The sequence below is a fragment of the Chromohalobacter nigrandesensis genome, assembly GCF_023061285.1.
Classification (GTDB): Bacteria; Pseudomonadota; Gammaproteobacteria; order Pseudomonadales; family Halomonadaceae; genus Chromohalobacter; species Chromohalobacter nigrandesensis.
The window spans coordinates 42,802-63,300 of record NZ_JAKGAM010000002.1 but is presented as its reverse complement, the minus strand read 5'-3'; the positions used below and the strand labels follow the sequence as shown (position 1 = coordinate 63,300).

16 protein-coding genes and 1 pseudogene are annotated in these 20,499 nt (G+C 56.4%); 13 read left to right on the top strand and 4 right to left on the bottom strand.

Translation table 11 applies throughout. From position 1 onward, the window contains the following. Positions 1-233: 233 nt before the first annotated feature. Positions 234-924 (bottom strand): annotated as a pseudogene (locus L1073_RS03865) (IS30 family transposase). 343 nt (positions 925-1,267) lie between these two features. On the opposite strand from L1073_RS03865, the gene L1073_RS03860 reads away from it, so the two are divergent. Continuing rightward, positions 1,268-1,984, top strand: coding sequence for a LuxR family transcriptional regulator (locus L1073_RS03860; RefSeq protein WP_246897014.1), 717 nt, complete (start codon positions 1,268-1,270; stop codon positions 1,982-1,984). Positions 1,985-2,030: 46 nt separating this feature from the next. Here L1073_RS03860 and L1073_RS03855 read toward each other — a convergent pair whose 3' ends face one another. After that, the gene (locus L1073_RS03855) at positions 2,031-2,633 is read right to left on the bottom strand and encodes an acyl-homoserine-lactone synthase (RefSeq protein WP_246897013.1); all 603 of its coding nucleotides are present in this window, start codon (positions 2,631-2,633) and stop codon (positions 2,031-2,033) included. A 207-nt stretch (positions 2,634-2,840) separates the two neighbouring features. Here L1073_RS03855 and L1073_RS03850 point away from each other — a divergent pair, with 207 nt between their 5' ends. Both L1073_RS03850 and L1073_RS03845 read left to right on the top strand, forming a co-directional pair. Then, on the top strand, positions 2,841-4,091 hold the full coding sequence (locus L1073_RS03850) for an ATP-grasp domain-containing protein (protein WP_246897012.1): 1,251 nt from the start codon (positions 2,841-2,843) through the stop codon (positions 4,089-4,091). Further along, complete coding sequence (locus L1073_RS03845; protein WP_246897011.1) at positions 4,021-5,289, top strand: MFS transporter; 1,269 nt, start codon at positions 4,021-4,023, stop codon at positions 5,287-5,289. Before L1073_RS03850 ends, L1073_RS03845 begins: the two co-directional genes overlap by 71 nt. Before the next feature lie 201 nt (positions 5,290-5,490). Here the strand turns inward: L1073_RS03845 and L1073_RS03840 are convergent, their stop codons facing one another. Continuing rightward, positions 5,491-7,287, bottom strand: a complete 1,797-nt coding sequence (locus L1073_RS03840) for a sigma-54-dependent Fis family transcriptional regulator (protein ID WP_246897010.1) — start codon at positions 7,285-7,287, stop codon at positions 5,491-5,493. A gap of 270 nt (positions 7,288-7,557) precedes the next feature. Here L1073_RS03840 and L1073_RS03835 point away from each other — a divergent pair, with 270 nt between their 5' ends. The 8 genes from L1073_RS03835 to L1073_RS03800 all read left to right on the top strand — a co-directional run bounded on the left by L1073_RS03835 (position 7,558) and on the right by L1073_RS03800 (position 15,900). Further along, complete coding sequence (locus L1073_RS03835) at positions 7,558-8,085, top strand: 2,4'-dihydroxyacetophenone dioxygenase family protein (protein ID WP_246897009.1); 528 nt, start codon at positions 7,558-7,560, stop codon at positions 8,083-8,085. 8 nt (positions 8,086-8,093) lie between these two features. Continuing rightward, a complete protein-coding gene (locus tag L1073_RS03830) occupies positions 8,094-8,912 on the top strand; it encodes an SDR family NAD(P)-dependent oxidoreductase (protein WP_246897008.1) in 819 nt (272 codons plus the stop codon). Then, positions 8,912-9,928, top strand: coding sequence for an alcohol dehydrogenase catalytic domain-containing protein (locus L1073_RS03825; protein WP_246897007.1), 1,017 nt, complete (start codon positions 8,912-8,914; stop codon positions 9,926-9,928). Before L1073_RS03830 ends, L1073_RS03825 begins: the two co-directional genes overlap by 1 nt. Then, positions 9,909-11,195, top strand: a complete 1,287-nt coding sequence (locus L1073_RS03820) for an MFS transporter (protein WP_246897006.1) — start codon at positions 9,909-9,911, stop codon at positions 11,193-11,195. Before L1073_RS03825 ends, L1073_RS03820 begins: the two co-directional genes overlap by 20 nt. 68 nt (positions 11,196-11,263) lie before the next feature. Further along, complete coding sequence (locus L1073_RS03815; protein WP_246897005.1) at positions 11,264-12,718, top strand: carbohydrate porin; 1,455 nt, start codon at positions 11,264-11,266, stop codon at positions 12,716-12,718. Positions 12,719-13,269: 551 nt separating this feature from the next. Continuing rightward, the gene (locus L1073_RS17295; RefSeq protein ID WP_343322455.1) at positions 13,270-13,377 is read left to right on the top strand and encodes an alcohol dehydrogenase catalytic domain-containing protein; all 108 of its coding nucleotides are present in this window, start codon (positions 13,270-13,272) and stop codon (positions 13,375-13,377) included. Beyond that, positions 13,361-13,507: a hypothetical protein gene (locus L1073_RS03805; protein WP_246897004.1), complete on the top strand. Its 147-nt coding sequence runs from the start codon at positions 13,361-13,363 to the stop codon at positions 13,505-13,507. Before L1073_RS17295 ends, L1073_RS03805 begins: the two co-directional genes overlap by 17 nt. 290 nt (positions 13,508-13,797) lie before the next feature. Next, the gene (locus L1073_RS03800; RefSeq protein ID WP_246897003.1) at positions 13,798-15,900 is read left to right on the top strand and encodes a methyl-accepting chemotaxis protein; all 2,103 of its coding nucleotides are present in this window, start codon (positions 13,798-13,800) and stop codon (positions 15,898-15,900) included. Positions 15,901-16,049: 149 nt separating this feature from the next. Here L1073_RS03800 and L1073_RS03795 read toward each other — a convergent pair whose 3' ends face one another. Beyond that, positions 16,050-17,444 carry an aminotransferase-like domain-containing protein gene (locus L1073_RS03795; protein ID WP_246897002.1) on the bottom strand — a complete coding sequence of 465 codons (1,395 nt, stop codon included), beginning with the start codon at positions 17,442-17,444 and terminating at the stop codon, positions 16,050-16,052. 99 nt (positions 17,445-17,543) lie between these two features. Here L1073_RS03795 and L1073_RS03790 point away from each other — a divergent pair, with 99 nt between their 5' ends. After that, positions 17,544-18,143: a LysE family translocator gene (locus L1073_RS03790; RefSeq protein ID WP_246897001.1), complete on the top strand. Its 600-nt coding sequence runs from the start codon at positions 17,544-17,546 to the stop codon at positions 18,141-18,143. Positions 18,144-18,365: 222 nt separating this feature from the next. Next, positions 18,366-20,306, top strand: a complete 1,941-nt coding sequence (locus L1073_RS03785; protein ID WP_246897000.1) for a methyl-accepting chemotaxis protein — start codon at positions 18,366-18,368, stop codon at positions 20,304-20,306. The last annotated feature ends 193 nt before the right edge of the window (positions 20,307-20,499 follow it).

The window sequence follows — 20,499 nt, the reverse complement described above, 5'->3', positions numbered from 1 at the left end:
TGCCCTCGCGACCTTAAGACGCTCAGCATGCCGCTGCCGGAGGATAAGGAAATGGGGCGAGAGTTTACATTGTTGATTCTGAAGCCGCCAGCGGGGAGGGCAGGGCGCAATGAGTAGCCAAACAAATGAGTTGCCGACTTTCCGATTCGCAGATGCGTGGTTTAATGGGGGGCAGTCACCGATTCTTCTTGAAGTTGAAGGTGGGGCGGATGCAGGTTCTGAGTGCAACACCGTTAATGTGTCGATGATGGAGCCTCATGGTACTTCGCCATCTCCTCGCCCATCACCTCGGGGCACTTGAAGTCGAAGCGCTTTCGCGGGCGAATGTTCAGCTCAAGCGCGATCTCATCCAATTCTTGCTGGCTATAGACCGATAGATCCGTCCCTTTGGGCAAGTATTGACGTATGAGGCCATTGATATTGAGGGGGCGGCCAGCCGCTTGGCGCCCCTCTGCCATGGGCTGTGCGGGTCACAGAAGTAGATGGCGACCCCCGTATTCTGGGTGACCTTGGCATGCTGCGTCATCTCACGTCCCTGGTCATACGTCAGACTCTTCCGTACAGCCAGCGGCATACGATTCAGCGCGGCGCTGAAGCCTTCTACAGCAGAGGTGGCCGTCGCATCGTTCATCTTCGCCAGAATCAGGTAACCGCTTTTGAGTTCGATGAGGGTGCCGACAGCCGATGCATTGTTCTTGCCCTTGATCAGGTTGCCCTACCAGTGGCCAGGAAACTCATGTTTCTCCACCTCTGGAGGACGGGGTGAATGCTCACCATATCCGGAATCTGGTTGCGCCGTATCTCTCGACTGATCGTCGCTGGGGATCGTTCGAGCAGAGCCGCGACCTTCCTGATGCTCAAGCCTTGTGCGAGGCTGACCTGGATAGTGGCACGTTCTTCAATGCCAAGTTCAGAATATGACATGGGGTCAACACCTTGCCGGTTTGGTCAGGTGTTGCACTCAGAATTTGCGGCCAAGGGGGCTGATCCCGTTGGTTCGCAACACCAGCGAGTGCGGCACACCCTGATCGCGCAAGCGCGAGGGCTACTGATCATCAAGACGGCTGGTCGCCAGGATCAAGCCGTCACACACCTGTTGCAGGCCATGGCCCACGCTGGGCATGCCTGGTGGGAAACGGAGCAAAGTATAGAGTTATATATAATGGACTTTAAATGTTGGGTGTGCTAATGTCATGGTAGATTGCGCGTCAAATTTCATAAGCGTTGAACTCAAAGCTTAGCGATATTTCAATATCGAGGCTCTACAATGACAACCGATATTACGCAAGCTCTATTAGAGGAACTCATAAATAAAAGAACAAAAGATCAGTATATCTGTTTTCTGGGTGAAGTAATGGAGCGTGTTGGGATTGAGAAATATGCATATGTATATGTGCCATTTGAAATTACAGAGGCTAAAAATATTACGGTTGTTGGTAATTATGATCAGCAATGGATAAGGAAGTACAAGAAAGAAGGTTATCATCACATTGATCCTGTTATGAGGTATTCCAGTAGAACTTCAGAAGAGTTTTTTTGGGATGAAATCCCGGTTGAAAAAGTCACTCACAACAGGGTTGTATATGAAGAAAGTGCCAAGTATGGTATCGAGCAAGGTTTCACTATACCCATGCACGATGCAGGTCTTGCATTTAGCACGATAAATCTTGCAGCTAATGGCGATGATGCTGAATTTCCGGGTAAAATAAGCCGCAATCTTCCAGTGCTCAAACTTGTGACAGCCTATGCGCATCAATATCTACAGGCAGAGAAGAGCTGCCATCTGCTAAACGTTCTCTCATCTCAAGAGAAGAAGTGTCTTGCTTGGATTGCAAGTGGAAAAACTTATGAAGAAACTGGTATGATAATGTTAATTAAAGAAAGAACCGTAAAGTTTCATGTCAAAAATAGCATGGAAAAGCTTGACTGTGTCAATATTAAACAGGTTGTGGCCCGTGCCGTAAGGCTTGGAATACTGGGGTGAACGTAGATTCATCCCACAAGTGAGTTAGGGGGCATTAGTTAATTTTTTAAATTGTTTTTATAATATGTCTCAGTTTCTTCAACTGCTCGACGTTACAGGGCAAAAAACAATAGAAGGTGGCTTCGCTTTGACTTCCAGTTCCCTCGTTAAGTAATATCGGATGCCAGTCGGACCTACACAGTATTCTATACATTGCTTTATCAATTACAATTTCATAACTGTCGATTCCATATGTGAGGCCATGCTCGACCATCGCATGGAAAACAGAGACTGTTCGTATATCTAATCCTTTCCTGTCACGGTGGGTTTGCATATTGAAATTGATGCAAAAACGGCTCGCCTCCCAAATATTCATATCAGCGATACCGTTCAGGGGCAAATGAAAGCCGAATTGTTCACGCGTGAAATTTCGACAGTGGCTTGGTCTTAATCGGACTGTAGCGGTACATTTTCTATCCTGAGCTAGCAAAATATAAAAAGAATCTTCATCATCGTAGCTGTCGAGTTCATACTCCCCGCCTGAATAGCTATCTATATCCCAGTTCCGTCTATCAATAAATGAGGCTTTGCGAAGTGCAAACATGTCTTTTATGAGAGGGAGCGGTAACGAAGCCTTATAGCCCTTATAGGTTTCTATGTCATTAGTCACGGCTTCCTCTCCTAGCATTGGAGGAATATAGTTAACACACATTCCTCAAGCCGTTACCTGTCCTAAGGGACAGGTGCTATCGCCCGCCCCGTATGCCATGGTTGAGTCTTGGGATTAGGGCCTACGATAGCTCATGAAATGTAATACTGGCGCTTGCTGATTTTCATAATCCGGAAAAAATCCGTTACAAGTATTAAGGACAAAACTATGGACAAGCCTGTCTTCGTTCTCGTTGATGCCTACTCCACCGGCAACTATCTTCCACATGCATTCCATGACATCAATGCAACGGTCGTGCATGTGCAGTCGACCCCTGAATTGCTACCGACAATGTTGGCCCCTGACCTCGAAAACTTCGAAGCCAATATTGTGCACAGGAGTATCGCTAGCACCTGCGAGGAACTTCGTCATTTCAAACCTTTGGCAGTTCTGGCCGGACAGGAATCTGGAGTTAATCTAGCTGACGCACTTTCGGAGGCGATGGGGCTGATGACTAATGGGGTCCATCTCAGTCCGGCCCGGCGTAACAAATATCTCATGATTGAGCGATTGCGAATGTTTGGCGTTCGCACCGCTCAGCAACTGAAGACGACTAGTGTGGCAGAAGCCAGGAAATGGGTGGGTGAGCTTGGTGATAAGGCCTATGTGGTCAAACCTCTGAGTTCAGCTTCAACGGACGGCGTTTTTATCTGCAGCCAAGTGAGCGAGCTCAATCACGCATTCGAATATATCCTTTCCTCAAGGGATATTTTTGAACACTCGAACACTGAAGTGCTAGTGCAGAGTTACCTAGCGGGTACAGAGTATATTGTGGATACGGTTTCTAGCTGTGGCCATCACTACATCTGTGGAATCTGGCGTTACCAGAAAATTGATCTTCCCAATGGTAAGAGAATCTATGACAAAGATATATTGGTTTCCCACGAAGAACCAATCGCAGGAGAGCTTGCGGACTATGTCCGATCCGTACTTGATTGTCTGAACATTTCCCATGGGCCATCGCATGCTGAAATAATCATGACAGATACAGGTCCTACATTGGTGGAAATCGGTGCTCGGCTCAACGGGAATATGCATCCCCAGTATCATGATCAGTGCTTAGGACACAACCAAGCGTATCTAACCGCGCTGGCCTATGCTTCGCCTATCCGGTTTGTCGAGGAATATGGTGGCCAGTCATATCGGCTCAGAATGCCCGCAGTGGTACTGAATACCGCGACCTTGCACGAAGGTACGGTTAAAGGATTTAATCAACATGCGATTGATAAAATAAGAAAACTCGATAGCGTTTACTCGTTAAGCGTCAAGTATTCTATTGGGAAGTCGCTCAAGCCTACCGAGGACCTCCTCAGCAGCCCGTTGCGAGTATTCCTGACTGGTAGTACCTATGAGCAAATATTCCAAGATTGTGAAACAATTGAGACAAAAAAAGACGAAATTTATACTCTCCATGCTTAAACAATCTTTCCAATTGGTTCGCTCACTGAACCCACAATTGCGAGTGCTTTTCGTGACCACCCTGATTTATAGGGTGTCCACCATGGCTTTTCCTTTTCTATCAGCGTGGCTATATGCGCAAGAAGAGTTGCCTGCCTATCAAGTGGGAGTCGTTGTCGGGGCCTTCGGAATAGGTGCGCTAGTAAGCGATCTCCTTATTTCGCCAATTCTCAGAATAATGAGTGCAAGTCAAGCGATCAAGATCGGCTTGTGTATTTATGCCATAGTTTTGCTTTTTATTCCCCATTTAGAAAGTAAATACTCACTGGTGCTGATGACGTTCGCTTGGGGGATGGCTTACGAGATGTTTACCCCCTCGGCTTTTTCTATGACGATTGAGTATTCTGCAGAAGAAAATCGGAAGGTTGCTTTTTCCTGCAACCGCTTGGCCATTAATATCGGAATGGCCATAGGTCCGGCATTAGGAGGACTGATTTTCGCTTTTCAGAGTGATCTCGTGTTCTACGTTAATAGTGTAGTGGTTCTTATGACTCTGATCTACTTCTCGATTATGCAGCGTCAGCTCGTTTCATCGGGTCGCTCAACTAGAAGGGACTTAAAGCCCGAGCAGGGTCATCAGGAAAGTACCAACCGGTCGGTCTATTTTTGGAGTTCTTTCATTCTATCACTGCCCATTCACCTGGCCTATGCACTCCCCCCAACGGTGCTGAGCGTATACATGGTCAATGGCCTAGGATTAGAAGCGTACTGGGTTAGTGGTGTGTACATAACCAATGCCCTGCTAGTCACATTGTTCGAGTTGCCAATCAATAACTATATGAAACACATGACCAGCTATGTCTCTATTCTTATTGGTTATCTTCTGGGAGCAATGGGGTTCATAATCATGGGCATTGCCCAGATAGGTCCCATGTTGATTCTTGCCACTGTAATTTGGACGCTCGGAGAACTTATTGTTTTCCCTAGCTTGCTAGACTACATTAGCAAGTCATCTGGTAAAGGAAAGAAGTCCCGAAATCTAGGGCTTCATTCGGCCGGGGTTAATATTGGGATTATTTTTACTCCAGCCATTGTATCCCTCCTGACGGTGCAGACTGGTGATCCATCATTCGCCTGGGTGTCTGCTGGTGCTCTGGTGTTCATTAGCATGGTTATGCTCTATCTATCCGAAAAAGCTAACTTCTTGAAGAGGGTGTGATAATGATTCATTTTAACACCGCTGGTGCTGGGCTAACTGAAACATCGGTTACGGCCAATGTCCAAACTTTGACCACATTCGATTTTGGCGTGATGCTTCCTGTCTAACGGCATGTGCGTGGCGCCGACGACTACTCTCTTGGGCAACGCGAGGCCGGATTCGATTCAGCGCTCTCCAGTAGTGCATATTCGATGCCACTCACTACTTGTTGGGATAGCGATACCGACTGGGATCCAGCTCCAGCTTTTGCAGCCGATAGGCCATCTTGGCCCGCGTGATGCCCAGTTCGCGGGCGGCGAGGGAGACGTTGCCTTCGGTGTCGCTGAGTATTCTTTTGAGCATTTCCGCTTCTCGCTCGGTAGCGGGATTGATCGTCGTGTCAGGTCTGCTGACTTCAGCGGAGTCGGTGGGGCCGGCGGCCGTCTCGAGGTCTCCTGCGTCGTTGATTCGTAGCTTGGGCCCAGGATTTGAGGAGAATCCGGTGTCCTCGAAGAGATGGAGGATATCGATCGGCCCGCCATCGACGGCATTGATGACACCCCGTTCCATCAGGTTCTGGAGTTCGCGGATGTTGCCGGGATAGTCATATTCCAACAAGGCGTCGGAGGCCTTCCGGGTAAGCCCGGTAATGGATTTTCGGTAGCGCTCGGCGTATTGGCGTGAAAAATGCTCGACCAGCAGCGGGATATCATCGCGCCGCTCCCTGAGTGGTGGAAGCCGGATGGGGAAGACGTTCAGGCGGTAGTAGAGGTCCTCTCTGAACCGGCCGGCCTGAACCTCCTGGAAGAGATCCTTGTTCGAGGCAGCGACGATGCGCACGTCGACCCGGATCGACTGGCCCCCGCCGACCCGCTCGATCTCACCATCCTGCAGCGTGCGCAGCAGCTTGCCCTGGGCCTCCAGGCTCAGTGACGGAATTTCATCGAGAAAGAGGGTGCCGCCGTCGGCGCGTTCGAAGCGCCCCGGGCGGCTGCGCTCTGCGCCGGTAAAGGCGCCTTTTTCCACGCCGAACAGCTCGGCCTCTATCAGTGTCTCGGGGATTGCCGCGCAGTTGAGGGCGACGAAGGGGCCTTCGGCCAGCAGGCTGTTGCGGTGGAGGGCGTTGGCGAAGAGGTCCTTGCCCACGCCTGACTCGCCATTGAGCAGCACGGTGGCTGGCGTGGGGGCGACGCGTTCGATCTTCTGCAAGGCGATGCTGACAGCGGCAGACACACCCACGATTCTCTGGAAATCGACTCCGAGGGAAGTGTCCCCGGAGGTAGACGACGCCTCGGTCTTTCTGCGAGCGGTGCGAACTGGTGTTTCGTTTTTTGGCAACGTATGCCGATCGAGCTGCAGCCAACTGAGATCCTCGATGTCTTCCATGCGCTCATCGGTCGTTTCACCCACGATACGGCAATGCGAAGAGCCACAGCCGGCGCACTCGAGTTCACGGTAGATCACGCGCTTGCCATAGAAGGCGCTGGCATAGCCACTGGCGTAGCCGAGCTGCATCCAGCAGATAGGCTCCGGGGAAAGACCGTACGCCTTGATGTGCTCGGCGGCTTCGATGGAGTCATGCCAGAGAAACTCCGCGTCGAAGGTGCCGTTCGGGATGTCGTGATCGCGGCGTATCGTCTCGACCTTCACCATTCCCATCACGGCATGTAGGCGCTCACCCGCGGTCAAGACCCCGGCATCGTCGCTACCCGGCCAATGTTTTCGCACGAAGGCGGCATCCGAGGCGCCGGCCGAGAAGCCGACGCGCATCAGCAGGTCGCGTGCGCCGGTGGGTCCCAGGGCCTCGATCAGCTCTCGACGCAAGGCGCTAAAAGAGTTGGCGCCGAACAGCAGCATGCGGCGGGTATCGAACCAGATCCGCCCGTCGTTGGGCGTAAAACGCAGGCTCTCCGTCAAGTCGTGTAGCGTCGGCGGATCTCCGGCATGCAGCGCATCTTCGATGGAATCAGCTCGCTGAGCTTGCGCCGCTATCTCCGAAAGGCGCAGTTTTCTGGGCATATATTTACCCTACCTAAGTCGCATAAATTAATTCGGTCCGGCCTCGGTTTTCAAAATTTTTTGTGAAAATAATGAATTTTATAAAACTTAGAAGGTCGCTCTTTACTTTGCCGTTATCCATTGGTCTTTAGGGCGGGTGATATTTTGCTGGCTCAATGGGGAGTTATGCCCATTTCTTATACAAAGGTCTATTCCTCTTTGTCGATGGCATACCGCTTGCTGGTAGTTGATGGCAAAGCAGTATGACTCAGTATTTAGAGGAGAAAGACCATGTCGAATGCACCCGCAAGCTCGGCTTATAAAGTCGTCGAAGTACCGGAGCCGATGAAGGCAATGCAGGATCGATTCGGGCGAGAGGGGAGTTACGTCGGGCTCTCGGAAGCGGAAAGTCCGTGGGTTCCTTTTGGCGAAAACGCAGCTATACGCCATCTCGCTTTCGATGTCAGGAACAATGTTTACTGCAATATTTTGTGGATAAAGGGACCGGGCGTCATCGGCACGCACAAGCACCGTGGCATGGTGTGGGCCGTCGGCATGGAGGGGAGTTTTCGCTATCTGGAGTACGACTGGACCTGCGGGCCCGGTGAATTTATCACTGAAATGCCCGGCCAGGCCCACACCCTGGTGACCGATGAACCCAATGGCATGAAAGCGCTTTTCTGGATGCAGGGGGCCAATGAATTCTACGACGAAAATGGAGAGTGGGCAGAGACGCTGGATGTCTTCTGGTTCATCAACCATTACGTGACCTACTGCGAAGAAAACGGCATTCCCATCAACGACCAACTGTTTCTGTGAGGGATGCCATGCGCTTTTTTGAACAGTTCAGTGTCGAGGGGCGCTCGGCATTGGTGACAGGTGGTGCGTCGGGTCTGGGTCTCGCGTATGTCGAAGTGTTGGCGGAAAACGGCGCCAGGGTCACGCTCGCGGATATCGATACCGAAACTGCGGAGCGTGAAGCAGGTCGGTTGAGAGAGCGGGGGTTCGAGGTATACGCCCAGGCGCTCGATGTGGCCGACAGAGACCAAACGCACCTGGCATTCGAGGAACATGTTCGCCGCTTCGACGATCTGGATATCGTCTTCGCCAATGCGGGGATCGACCCTGGCGCGGGTTTCTGGAATCCGGCCGGGTGGCGCAACGAAGAGGGACAGGTCGACACGCTGGACCCCGCACGCTGGGACCGGACGATCGCCATCAACCTGACCGGTACCTTCAACACCGTACGCGTGGCGGCGAAGTACATGAAACCTCGTCGTCGCGGCTCCATCGTCGTCACCTCGTCGAATGCCGCCAACATTACCGAGCCCGTGGTGGGGCTCCCCTACATGCCGGCCAAGGCCGGTGTCTCCCACATGGTCCGCCAGTTGGCCCTGGAGCTCGCTGAGTTCGGGATACGTGTCAATACCATCGCGCCGGGCGGGTTTGCCACCAATATCGGTGGGGGCTGGCTCAAAGATGAAGCCGTACGGCGAAGCTGGGACGCCAAGGTGCCCCTCGGGCGAATAGCGGACCCCGAGCAGATCAAGGCGCTCGCGCTTTATCTGGCCTCGGAGGCGTCCTCGTATATGACGGGGGCACAGCTAGTTATCGATGGTGGAACTTCTCTCGGGAGGATCGCCTGATGCGTGCTGCCGTCTTTCATGAGTTACATCGGCCTTTGGAAATCCGTGAGCTCCCGGACCCCACGCCGGGCGACGACGAGGTCGTCATCCAGGTGAAGCGCTGCGGAATCTGCGGCTCGGACCTCCACATGACCGAAGACGCCGTGTTCGGTCTCTGCCCCGGTGCTGTGCTGGGTCACGAGTATGCCGGAGAGATCGTCGCCTGCGGTACAGCGGTCGACAATTTGCGAACGGGGCAGCAGGTCTCCGTCATGCCGTTTCGAAGCTGCGGGCGCTGCCTCGCCTGTCTTTCGGGAGACCCGGCCTGGTGTCGGCAGATGGTGCTCGAAGGCGGGGGCTATGGGGAGTATGCGGCAACCGCGGCACGCCAGTGCATTGCGCTGCCCGATGGCGTGAATACGGATGACGGCGCCATCGTCGAGCCCCTGGCCGTGGCGCTTCACGGGGTTCGGCTTTCCGGCCTGCAACCTGGCGATCGCGTGCTGGTTCTAGGCGCCGGCCCCATTGGCCTGGCGGCCGCCTTCTGGGCGCGTCGCTTCGGGGCGAAACAGGTCGTCGTCCAGGACATCGCCCGGTATCAGGAGCAGCGGGCCCACGACATGGGGGCAACCGGTTTCGTCTGCATGCCAGACGATCCCGTGGGAAGCGCGGAGCGTGAGCTCGGTGGGAAAGCGGACATCGTTTTCGAGTGTGCCGGTGTTCCAGGTCTCATCGCACAGGCCATCGATCAGGTCAGGCCTCATGGCACGATTCTGCTCCTCGGCCTGTGTACCAAGCCCGATAGCTTCGTCCCCTTTGCCGCCTTATCGAAAGAGGTACGCCTTCAAACGGCTGCCTTCTTTTCTCGGCGCGAGTACGAAAGTGCTCTGGATGTGCTCGATGCCGGTGCTATTGAACCTCGCCACTTGATTACCGAGACGGTGCCGCTGAAAAACGTGCCGACGGTATTCGAGTCCCTCAAAAACCGCACTCGCCAATGCAAGGTACTCATCAGCCATGAACAAAAACAATGCTAATGTCATGCCTAACACGCGCGCCAGCTCACGCTATCAGGTCATCCTGGTAGCACTGCTGAGCTTGAACTTCGGTATCGTCTTTTTCGACAGGAATGCGCTGAACTTCCTGATGCCTTTCGTCCAACCCGAACTCGGGTTGACGAATACCCAGATAGGCCTCACGGCCTCTGCGCTGTCGATTACCTGGGCCATATCGGGCCTGATATTTGGTGCCATGTCCGATCGCAGCGGGCGAAGAAAGATTTTTCTCATTCTGGCTACCATCACTTTCTCTCTCTGCTCTTTTCTGACGGGGCTCGCCACCTCCTTTCTGCTGCTGCTCGGCGCGCGACTGCTCATGGGGGTCGCCGAGGGTCCCATCCTGCCGATATCGCAGACAGTGACGGCCATGGAAGTGACGCCCGAACGCCGGGGCGTGGCCATGGGTGTGATGCAGAACTTCGGGTCGAATCTGCTGGGCTCTTTCGCGGCCCCGGTGGTACTGGTCGCCGTCGCCTCGGCCTTTGGTTGGCGAGAAGCCTTCTTCCTTGCCGGTATGCCGGGGCTGCTTGCCGCAGGACTCCTCTGGTGGCTGATGCGTGAACCTGGCGTCTCTCCGGTGCCGTCCGCCGTGGGTGACAAGCCCGCCTCACGGCGACCGAGCATTCGCGAGATGCTTGCGCACCGAAACATGGTCATCTGTTCACTGATGGCGATCCTGCTGGTCGGCTATCTGGTGGTCTGCTGGTCCTTCATGCCGATCTACCTGACCAGTGTGCGGGGCTACTCTCCACAGGCCATGGGCTGGCTGATGGGGACTCTGGGCATCTCGGCTGCCGTCGGAAGCTTCGTGGTCAGCGGTATCTCCGACAAGGTGGGCCGCAAGCCGGTCATGATCATTACGCCCTTCATGGGGCTGATTCTGACCCTGGGCGCAATGTACTTCCAAGGTCATGCCTTCATCCTGGCCATCCTGTTTTTCTTCGGTTGGTCCTTGAACGGCATATTCCCGCTGTTCATGGCCATTGTCCCGTCCGAGACAGTCGATTCACGCTACATCGCCACCGCGCTCGGCTTCGTGTGTGGTATTGGCGAGGTTCTGGGCGGCGGCATTTTCCCCACTTTGGCCGGTGCTGCAGCTGATATTGCTGGCGAGGCCGCACCGCTGTGGTTGATGAGCGGGATCTGTGTCCTTGCAGGCATTCTGGCACTGGGGCTTCAGGAGACCGCACCCGCGGTTTTGGCCAAGCGGTCGCAAGCGGCGTTAGCCTCGACATCTCTAAATTGAGTTAAAAAGCCGAGTGTCGAAAGCAACATAAAATTTATAAATGCATGCCGATAAATCCAAGGATAATAATGAATAATTCAATCTTGTCACGCCGATATGTCGAAAGGCAAGGTGGCCTTTCTAGTCAAAAGCATCCTGGGCTCAGAATGTTGAAGCTTGCCAAGTTAGGCTTGTTGCCAGCAGTCATCATGGCTATCTCGTTCAACGCCTGGGCAGAGAAGTCAGAACTATCGGAGCGACTCGATGATAATCGAAACGCTTCACACCTAACCCAAGGGGAGCCCCTTTTCAGCGAGCTGGGAAGAGAGCTGGAGGCTGCCGGCATCACCCCTCATTTATCGCTCTGGTCGCTGTGGGTCGGTAATCCTTCGACGGGACCGAGGGAGGGGAGTCATGCTGTTACCAACAATATATTTGCCGGCGCCGACCTGGATTTGGAAAGGATTCTCAGCATTCCCGATGCCGCCTTTCATCTAGAGTATACGTTCTTTCCTGGTAACCAGAATGTAGGGCAGCCTACGGGCCCTGCGTATGCCGGTGCGGCGGGCAGTTATTTTGGAGGATCGCCGGCACGCAACGATATTTCCAGCGGTTACCTGTCTCAATTTTCTTATGAGCAAGACTATTTCGATGGCCGGCTGAAGGCCGTGGTGGGGCGTACCAACGCCAGGCGCTATTTCTTCGAGAACAATTGCTCAAGTGTCGTGGCCTGCAACGATCCCATCTGGGACAACGCAACGGGATCGCTTCCGCCACCGTACGCGTCGTGGGGCGCCTTCGGGCAGCTCCAGATAGGTAACCATAAGAGTCTGAAGCTGGGTGTCTTTGAATCCGACCCTGGGCAGTATCTGGATGAGGGACATGGCTTCGACTGGAATCCATCGGATTCCGCGGGGGAAAGTATCCTGGCCGCGATCGGGCACGAGACGACGTTCTCGGAAAAAGCCTACCCGGGCCGATATGAGCTCATCGGGTTCTACAACACCAGTGACCAGTACGATCCACGTACCGGCGAACGTGACGAGAGTGGCACCGCCGGCGTCATGTTCAAGTTTCGTCAGGCGCTATGGCGCCCGGATGGAGGAATACGAGGCATCAAGGATCCAGAATCTCTTCTTTGGTTTGGATCGGTCGAGGCGGCGCCTGGTGACAACCAGCCCTACCAGGGTTTTGTCGAAACGGGGCTAACCTACTTGAATCCCTTTGATAGGCCTGCCGACATGGCCAATATCAAGGTGAGCTACGCCCGCTTGGGGGGGCGTCAGCTCGAGGCGCAGCGCGACGCACGCATGGCAAATGGAGGGTCGGCCGATACCGGATCCAGCAACGTGTATCGTATCGAGACGAATTACCACCTTGGGTTGCCCGGTTATATATTCCTTGAGCCTTCGGTGCAGTATGTCATCAACCCTAGTAACTTCTATAACCCTTCAGCACGCCATCTCAACGATGACGGGCTCGTGGTGGCCTTGCAGTTTGGCATCAATCTCGGCAAGGCCATGGGCTTGACTCCCGCGGATTGAAACGGGTGCTTGGCAAGAAACGCCATTAGATAAAATTGGCAAAGTCGGTGAACTGACAAGCTGATCTTCAAAATTACGGCGATGTTGGCGCCGGTAAAGGTGAAACTAGCGCTATTCATCGCCGAGAGGTCGAGCCGAAGAGGGTGAGATGACTTGAGTATTGTTTGGCTGTTTTGCAGCTATCCATTGCCTAAGGTCTCGCTGTCAGCGGCTCTTGAAGAGAAGCTAACCATGAGGTGGTAATCATGAAAAACAAAGACATTATGGATGTGCCGCCATCGACGGCATTCAAGGTTGTCGATGTTCCGAAACTCTATATTTGATTTTTCTGTAAAACGATGATCAATAGCCAGAAAAGGCAAAAAAGGAAAACATGACCCCAATCAACCTCTTTTCCCCGGCCCTTTCTATACTCAGTCAAAGTGCCTGCCGAGTCGCGGTGGGCGTTACCCGGGGAAGGGGACATGAAAGCACTTGTCTATGAGGGAGTGGGTCAGCGGGCCTGAAAGAAGAAGGAGCGACCGGGGATCGAGCAGCCCACGGATGCCGTCGTGCGGGTGACGCATACCACTATTTGCGGGACCGGTCTGCACATTCTAAAGGGCGATGTGCCGGCGGTGATGCCGGGACGTATCTTGGGTCATGAGAGCATCGGGTGATGAAGCCGGCGGCATCGATGCCGAAAGTCTGATCACCCATCGTTTCGCGCTGGACGAGATCGAAAAGGCGTATGAGGTGTTCTCGCGTGCCGCTTCGGAAAAGGCCATCAAGATGCTGCTGACCGCTTAAAGGCTCTCCGCTTCTACAATCTTTTCTGCTGTGCCGTAAGCCCTCTCTTTTTGGCTGCATATCCGAGAGCGACCACTCTCCATACCAACCCTAAAGGTTGCACCTGACATGCCGATACGCATGGCAATGGGCATTGCTTCCATGCCCATTGCCGTTCGAATCCTGTCCCCCCATGAGGTCGCTTCCATGTTGTCTTGTTTGCCCAGCTACCACGTAGCGGGCGGTGCCGTATCGACGTCGCCGCCGCCTGCATGTTCTTCCATCGAGCCGTCATGGCGGGAGGTGTGAGCATGCATTTCAAGTCGATTCGCACCCTGGTCGCGACGCTCGTCGGGGCCTGCATCGTGGTGCTGGTGGTGGCCTTGGTCGGCTATGTGGCCTTCGCCAACTCCCGGTCGGCGGAGTTCGTCGACCAAGAGACCCGTGAGTTGCTCGAGCAGAATATCGAACAGCGTCTGGATACCGTGGCCTCGACCCAGGCCGAGCGGATCAGGACCCGCCTGACCCAGGCACTGGGCCAGGCGCGTAACCTGGCCTCGCTCAATGAACTGATGGGCGAGGATGATGGCGTCTCGCTGCCCCGCGAGGAGCTGTCGAATGTCGTCCGAAACACGGTGGCGGAAAATCCCGACTTGTTGGATGCCTTCATCGGTTGGGAGCCCAACGCATTCGGCGATGACAGCGATTACACGGGCCGTGAAGACGCAGGCTATGGCCCCAATGGCCGTTTCATGCCGTGGTGGTATCGCGCCGAGGATGGCATCGAGGTGCTGACACTGGCACTGAACGACCGCCAGGAGATGCAGACGCCCGATGAGCAGGACATTCGCAAGGGTGAGTACTACCTGTGTCCGAAGGAAACCGGCCGGACTTGCGTCATCGATCCTCACTATTACGACTACGGCGGCGAACGCAAGCTGGTCACTTCCTTCAACGTACCGATCCAGATCGACGGTGAATTCCGCGGCGTGGCCGGTGTGGACTTCGACGTGGATTTTCTGCAAGGCCTGCTTACCGAGGCCAACCAGGGACTCTACGACGGCGCAGGGGACATGGCGCTGGTGGCCTCTCGCGGTGTGCTGGCTGCAGCTACCCAGGCGTCTGATGCGTTGGGTCAGGGAGCCTCTGACGCTCTCGACGAGTCGATGCACCAGCCGCTGTCCGCAGCCGCGAACGGCGAAACGACCTACCGTTTCGACGAGGCGGCCGAGCGCTTCGAGATCTATTATCCCTTCACCATCGGCGACTCACCAGCGTCCTGGGTGCTGACGATTCGTTTACCGGCCGATGTGGTCATGGCCGGAGCCAATAATCTTCACGGCGATCTCGAGGATCAGCGCCAGGCCGATATGATGGGCATGATGGCGGTGGGAGCAGTGATCACGGCGCTGGGCCTGGTGGTGAGCTGGTTGCTGGGCGGCAGCCTGGCGCGGCCTTTGCGCCAACTGGCCGGGAGCATGCGCGATATCGCCTCCGGCGGCGGTGATCTGACCCAGCGCCTGCCGGTACGTGGGCGTAACGAGATCGCCGAGCTGGCGACGCAGTTCAATGCCTTCGCCGACAAGATGAACGATGTGCTGCTGGAGGTGCGCGACAGCAGTGACTCGGTCCGCGTGGCGTCCTCGGAGATTGCCTCGGCGAGCCAGGATCTCGCCAGTCGCACGGATACCACCGCTTCCAGCCTGCAGGAAACCTCGGCCTCGATGGAGGAGCTGACCGGTACTGTCTCGCATACTGCGGACTCGGCGAGTCAGGCTAGCGGTCTGGCCGACTCGGCCAGTCAGTCGGCGACACGCGGTGGCGAGGTCGTCGGGGACGTGGTCAAGACCATGGACGAGATCGAGACCGCCACGCAGCAAGTCGCCGAGATCGTCACCACCATGGATGGCATCGCCTTCCAGACGAACCTGCTGGCCTTGAATGCCTCCGTGGAGGCGGCACGTGCCGGCGAGGAAGGGCGTGGCTTCGCGGTCGTTGCCAGCGAGGTGCGCCAGCTCGCCACGCGCAGTGCCGAGGCGGCCCGCGAGATCAAGTCGCTGATCGACAACGCCTCGAGCAAGACCCACAGCGGCGCCGAACTGGCACGCGGCGCGGGCACCGCGATGAACGAGATCGTCGAGGGCGTGGCACGCGTCACGGACGTGCTCAACGAAATCAGCGCCGCGACCAGCGAGCAGCGCGATGGCATCAGCCAGGTCAACGTGGCGGTGACCGATCTTGATAACATGACGCAGCAAAATGCCGCCATGGTCGAGGAAAGCGCCACCGCCGCCGCCGAGCTCAAGGGTCAGTCGGAACGTCTCGCCGAGACGGTGGGGGCCTTCACCCTGCGCGAGCGTGGCCAAGGCGCGAGCGAGCCCGCCGCTTTGCCTGATGGCTCCCGCACGAGCTGACGCATTACGGCAATGTGCCCTGATGAAAAGCCGCCGGTAGCAACCGGCGGCTTTTTCATTTTGCAGGGAGGAGCGACTTGCTGGGGGGGTGAGTATCACGAATATCATGCATGAGTACCGCACCGTTGTCCGGCACTTGAAACATGAGCTCAAAGGGTCTGCCAGGGCGAGGCCGGGACCTCTGCGAGGGCTTCGTCGATGATCGTCAATGCCTGCGTTAGTGATTCTCGGTCGACGGGCGGCCCTAGACACAGCCGTAGGGCTTGGGGCGCTGGCTCGCTGCCCATGCAGAATGGCTCAGGGGTAGAGACCTTGACGCCGCGTCGTGCCAGCAGGATCTGCAACTCGCTGCTACGCCGCCCTGCAGGGAGTGGCAACCAGAGGATCGACGAGCCCTCGTGGCTTAGCGGTTGATAGGCAGCCAGGCGTTCCAGAGCCAATTTGCGGCGGGCGGCAAGCTCACCGATCTGCCAGTGCAGTAGTTCTCGACTGCCAGGGTCCTCCATCCATCGGCAGGCCGTCTCTACCATCAGAGGTGGCGCCATCCAGCTCTGGGCGCGGATCGCCGTTCCCAGGCGTTCCACGAGGCGTTCTGGCGCTGTAAGACTGCCGACGCGTAGCCCGCCGGTCAGTACCTTGGAGGTGCTGAAGATGTGCAAGGTGCGCTCCGGTGCCAGCGTGACGAGTGGTGTGCCACGATTGGCCACGGGCAGATACTGCACGGCGTCTTCGATCAGCCAGATGTCGTGCTCGCGGGCTAAGGCCACCAATTGCTTGCGGCGTGTCTCATCGAGCTGGGCGCCTGTCGGATTGTTGAGGTCCGGCGTGGTGTAGAGCACTCGCGGTGGCTGTCGAGCGCACAGCCTGGCCAGGGCATCGACGTCCAGGCCGTTGGCGTCCATTGGCACTGCCGTCAGGCGTAGATGGGCCTGTTGAGCGGCGCAGATGAACCCGGGGTAGGTGAGGGTGTCGCTCGCGACCAGGTCGCCTGGCTGAGAGAGCACTTGCAGTGCGAGCTGGATGCCGTGCTGGCCACCCTGCGTAATCACCAGCCGACTTGGATCGTCGGGGAAGCCGAGGCTACCTTGCCAGGCGGCGATTCGCGCCCGCTGAGTCTTGTCGCCGGCCTCGGGCTGATACTCCGTGGCGGCCTGGAGGGCGCCGGGCGAGGCGGTGATGTGCTCGAGCGCACGTTGCAGGCCTTGGGCTCTTGACGGATGGGGTGGCGGTAGACTCATGCCCATGTCGATCATGCCCCGGTCGAGGGGCTGGCCGGCGCGAAAGCTGGTAGGGATTTCCTCGATCGAGCGACGCACATAGGTACCGCTGCCAACTCGGGACTCTACCCACCCTTGATGATGCGCCGTGGCGTAGGCGCGGGTAATGGTGCCGATGGTGACGCCTAGTCTATCGGCCAATCGGCGCTGGGGCGGTAGCTTATCGCCAGGGGCGAGTTCGCCACGCTCAATTCCTTGGGCGATGGCCTCGGCGATACGCCGGTAGCGTGGGCCGCCTTCAGGCAGCTCGGGTGTCCAAATTGTCATGGTGACAATAAAACCTTTGACGCCTTTATTGTACTCATTATGCTCAATATAGTCGGTAAATTGAAACCAGGAATTTAAAATTGTAGAGGTACAATCAAGATGGAGACCTTGGCCGCTCTAGGGCCCGCCGCACTGTTCATGATTTCCATGACCATCACGCCAGGCCCCAACAACGTCATGCTCACCGCATCCGGGGCCAATTACGGCTTCCGACGTACCTTGCCGCATCTGTTAGGCATCCTGGGCGGGTGCTTCTTGTTGTTCTCGGGTGTGGCGCTAGGCTTGGGAATGATCTTCGAGCGCTTTCCATTGGTACAGACGTCGCTGCGGGTGATCGGCAGCCTCTATTTGTTGTACCTCGCCTGGGGGATTGCCACGGCACCGCCGCCCTCCTTCGATGCGAGCGAAGGGCGACCGCTTAGCTTCTGGCAAGCCGCCGCCTTCCAATTCGCCAATCCCAAGGCCTGGGTCATGGGCTTGACGCTAATGGCGAGCTTTTTGCCCGAGGATGGCAATGCCTTGATCAATGCGTTCGTGCTGGCGGGCATGGCCGAGCTCGTGGCTTTTCCTTGCATCGCGCTATGGGCAGGATTTGGCACGGCCATTGGTCACTGGCTCAAGGGACCGCGCGCCTGGAGAGTGTTCAACGTGACCATGGGGGCGCTTACCGCCGCCTGTGTGATCTTTATCCTCGGCTGAGACTAGGCGAATACGCCGAACGCCTCCCGCATGAGCTGACGCATCACGGCAATGTGCCATGAAGAAGATCCGCCGGTATTAGCCGGCGGTTTTTTAATGTTTGTACGGAGGCTCGCTGTGGCGTCGTTTCTTCTCTTATAGATATAAAGAAAAGCGAGGCCAAGGCGATAGACGAAAATAGAGGGCCATAGTATCTCCGATATTATAAAATAAGAGGTTGCCATGAAACTGTTGCATCGCCTGTCCTTGGGACAGAAGTTTACGTTGACACTCGTCGTGCCACTCTTGGTGCTCGTTTGGTTCGCCATGATGGGCGTTCTCGAGCGGGAGCGGACCATGAGTAGCATGGAGCGGTTGGAAACCTTGACCGAATTGGCCAGCCGCGCGGGAGCGCTGGTGCATCAGTTGCAACGCGAACGTGGCATGAGTGCGGGGTATCTGGGAAGCAAAGGGGAATCCTTCGGCGAGGCGATTCAGGAACAGCGTCGTGCCACCGATGAGCGCCTGGCGGCATTCGACGAGGCCTTCGCGAAGGTGGATGCTGAAACGCTTGGGCAAAGGCTCGAAGCGCTCTTCGGCGAGGCGCACCAGCAGTTGCAGGCGTTGGCGGAGCAGCGCCGTGGTGTCGATGACCTCAGCGCTGAAACTGCCTCAGCCATTGGCTACTATACCACCATCAATGACCTGCTCCTGGGCGGCGTCGCAGCACTGGCGGATACCACTACGCAGGGCGAGCTGGTACAGCGCTTGGGAGCCTACTACGCCCTTCAGGAAGTCAAGGAACGGACCGGCATCGAGCGTGCTTTGCTATCAAATGCCTTCGCCGCCGACACGTTCAGTCCGCCGCTGTATCGTCGCTATCTGAACCTGCTGGGCGAGGAAAGCGCCTTCGATGAGACCTTCCACTCGCTGGCGACCCCGACGCTGATCGATGCCCTGGAAACGCGTCGGGAACGCCCCGTGGTAAAAGAGGCGATGGCGATGCGCGAGATCGCCGTACAACGCGGTGTCGAGGGTGGTTTCGATACCTCACCGACGACCTGGTTCGACAAGCAGAGCGAGCGCATCAATCTGCTCAACGAGGTCGTGCGCATGGGATCCGACGATTTGATAGCAGTTGCCGACCGTCTTCGGGAAGACGCGCGACAGGCCTTCTGGGGCTATGTAGTTGGCGCGCTGCTGGCCTTGGGTATCGCCATTGCCTTGGCGGTAATCGTCACGCGGAGCATTGTGGTGCCGCTCAAGCGAACGCTGCGTACCATCGACGAGAGCCAGGGCGATCTTACCCGACGTCTGGATGTGCGGGGTAGCGACGAGTTGGCGCAGCTCAATCGGGCTTATAATGCTTCCACCGACGATATCGAACGCGTGGTGGTCAATATCAAGCGCAGCGCTGAAACCATCAACTCATCGAGCGGCGAGATCGCGCAAGGCAATGAAGACCTCGCCCAGCGTACCGAGGAGCAGTCGTCGTCCATCGTCGAGACGGCCTCGAGCATGGAGCAGATCACTTCCACCGTGAAGCAGACCGCAGATTCTGCTGAGCAGGCACGTGAGCTGACGCAACGGCTCGAGGGCGAGGCGCGCGAAGCTGGTGATGTGGCCGGTAATACGCGCGAGGCGATGACCTCGATCAAGACATCCAACCAGCAAGTTACCACCATCGTCGAGGCCATCGACCAGATCGCCTTTCAGACCAACTTGCTTGCGCTCAATGCTTCGGTGGAAGCGGCGCGCGCCGGTGAGCACGGACGCGGCTTCGCGGTCGTCGCCGAGGAGGTGCGCAAGCTGGCGCAACGCTGTGCCGATGAAGCCAGTCAGATCCGTGAACTCGTGGCGACCAATGTGGCCAATATCGATCAAGGCGAACGCCTGGTCGGCGAGTCGAGCGACCGAATGACCACCATTGCCGAGGGCGTGCAGCAAATGGCGCAGTTCGTCACCGAAATTGCCAGTGTCTCCCATGAGCAGTCATCGGGTATCGAGCAGGTCAATCAGGCCATTTCGCAACTCGAGGAAGTTACCCAGCGCAACGCTGCACTGGTCGAGCAGGCCGCCGCCGCGAGCAAGTCGCTGGATGAAGAAGCCGAGGAGATGACCCACATGGTGGGTCGCTTCAAGGTGGCCGAGTCGGCGCGCACCGAGCGTCTTCCGGCGGAGTGAAGTCGTATTCATGGGATATCGACTATGCTGCCGTATCGGGGGTGAATGAGGCTTCAAAGCACGCCGCAGCGATAAACGTTGCGTTGCGGTAAGCCTCGTCCCACAATGCGCCGCAGCGGAAGGGGAGTATTCCCGAAGCGGGTCGCCAGGCCCGTACCTTCGCGCTGTCATCGTCAGCACGGGCGCAACGCCC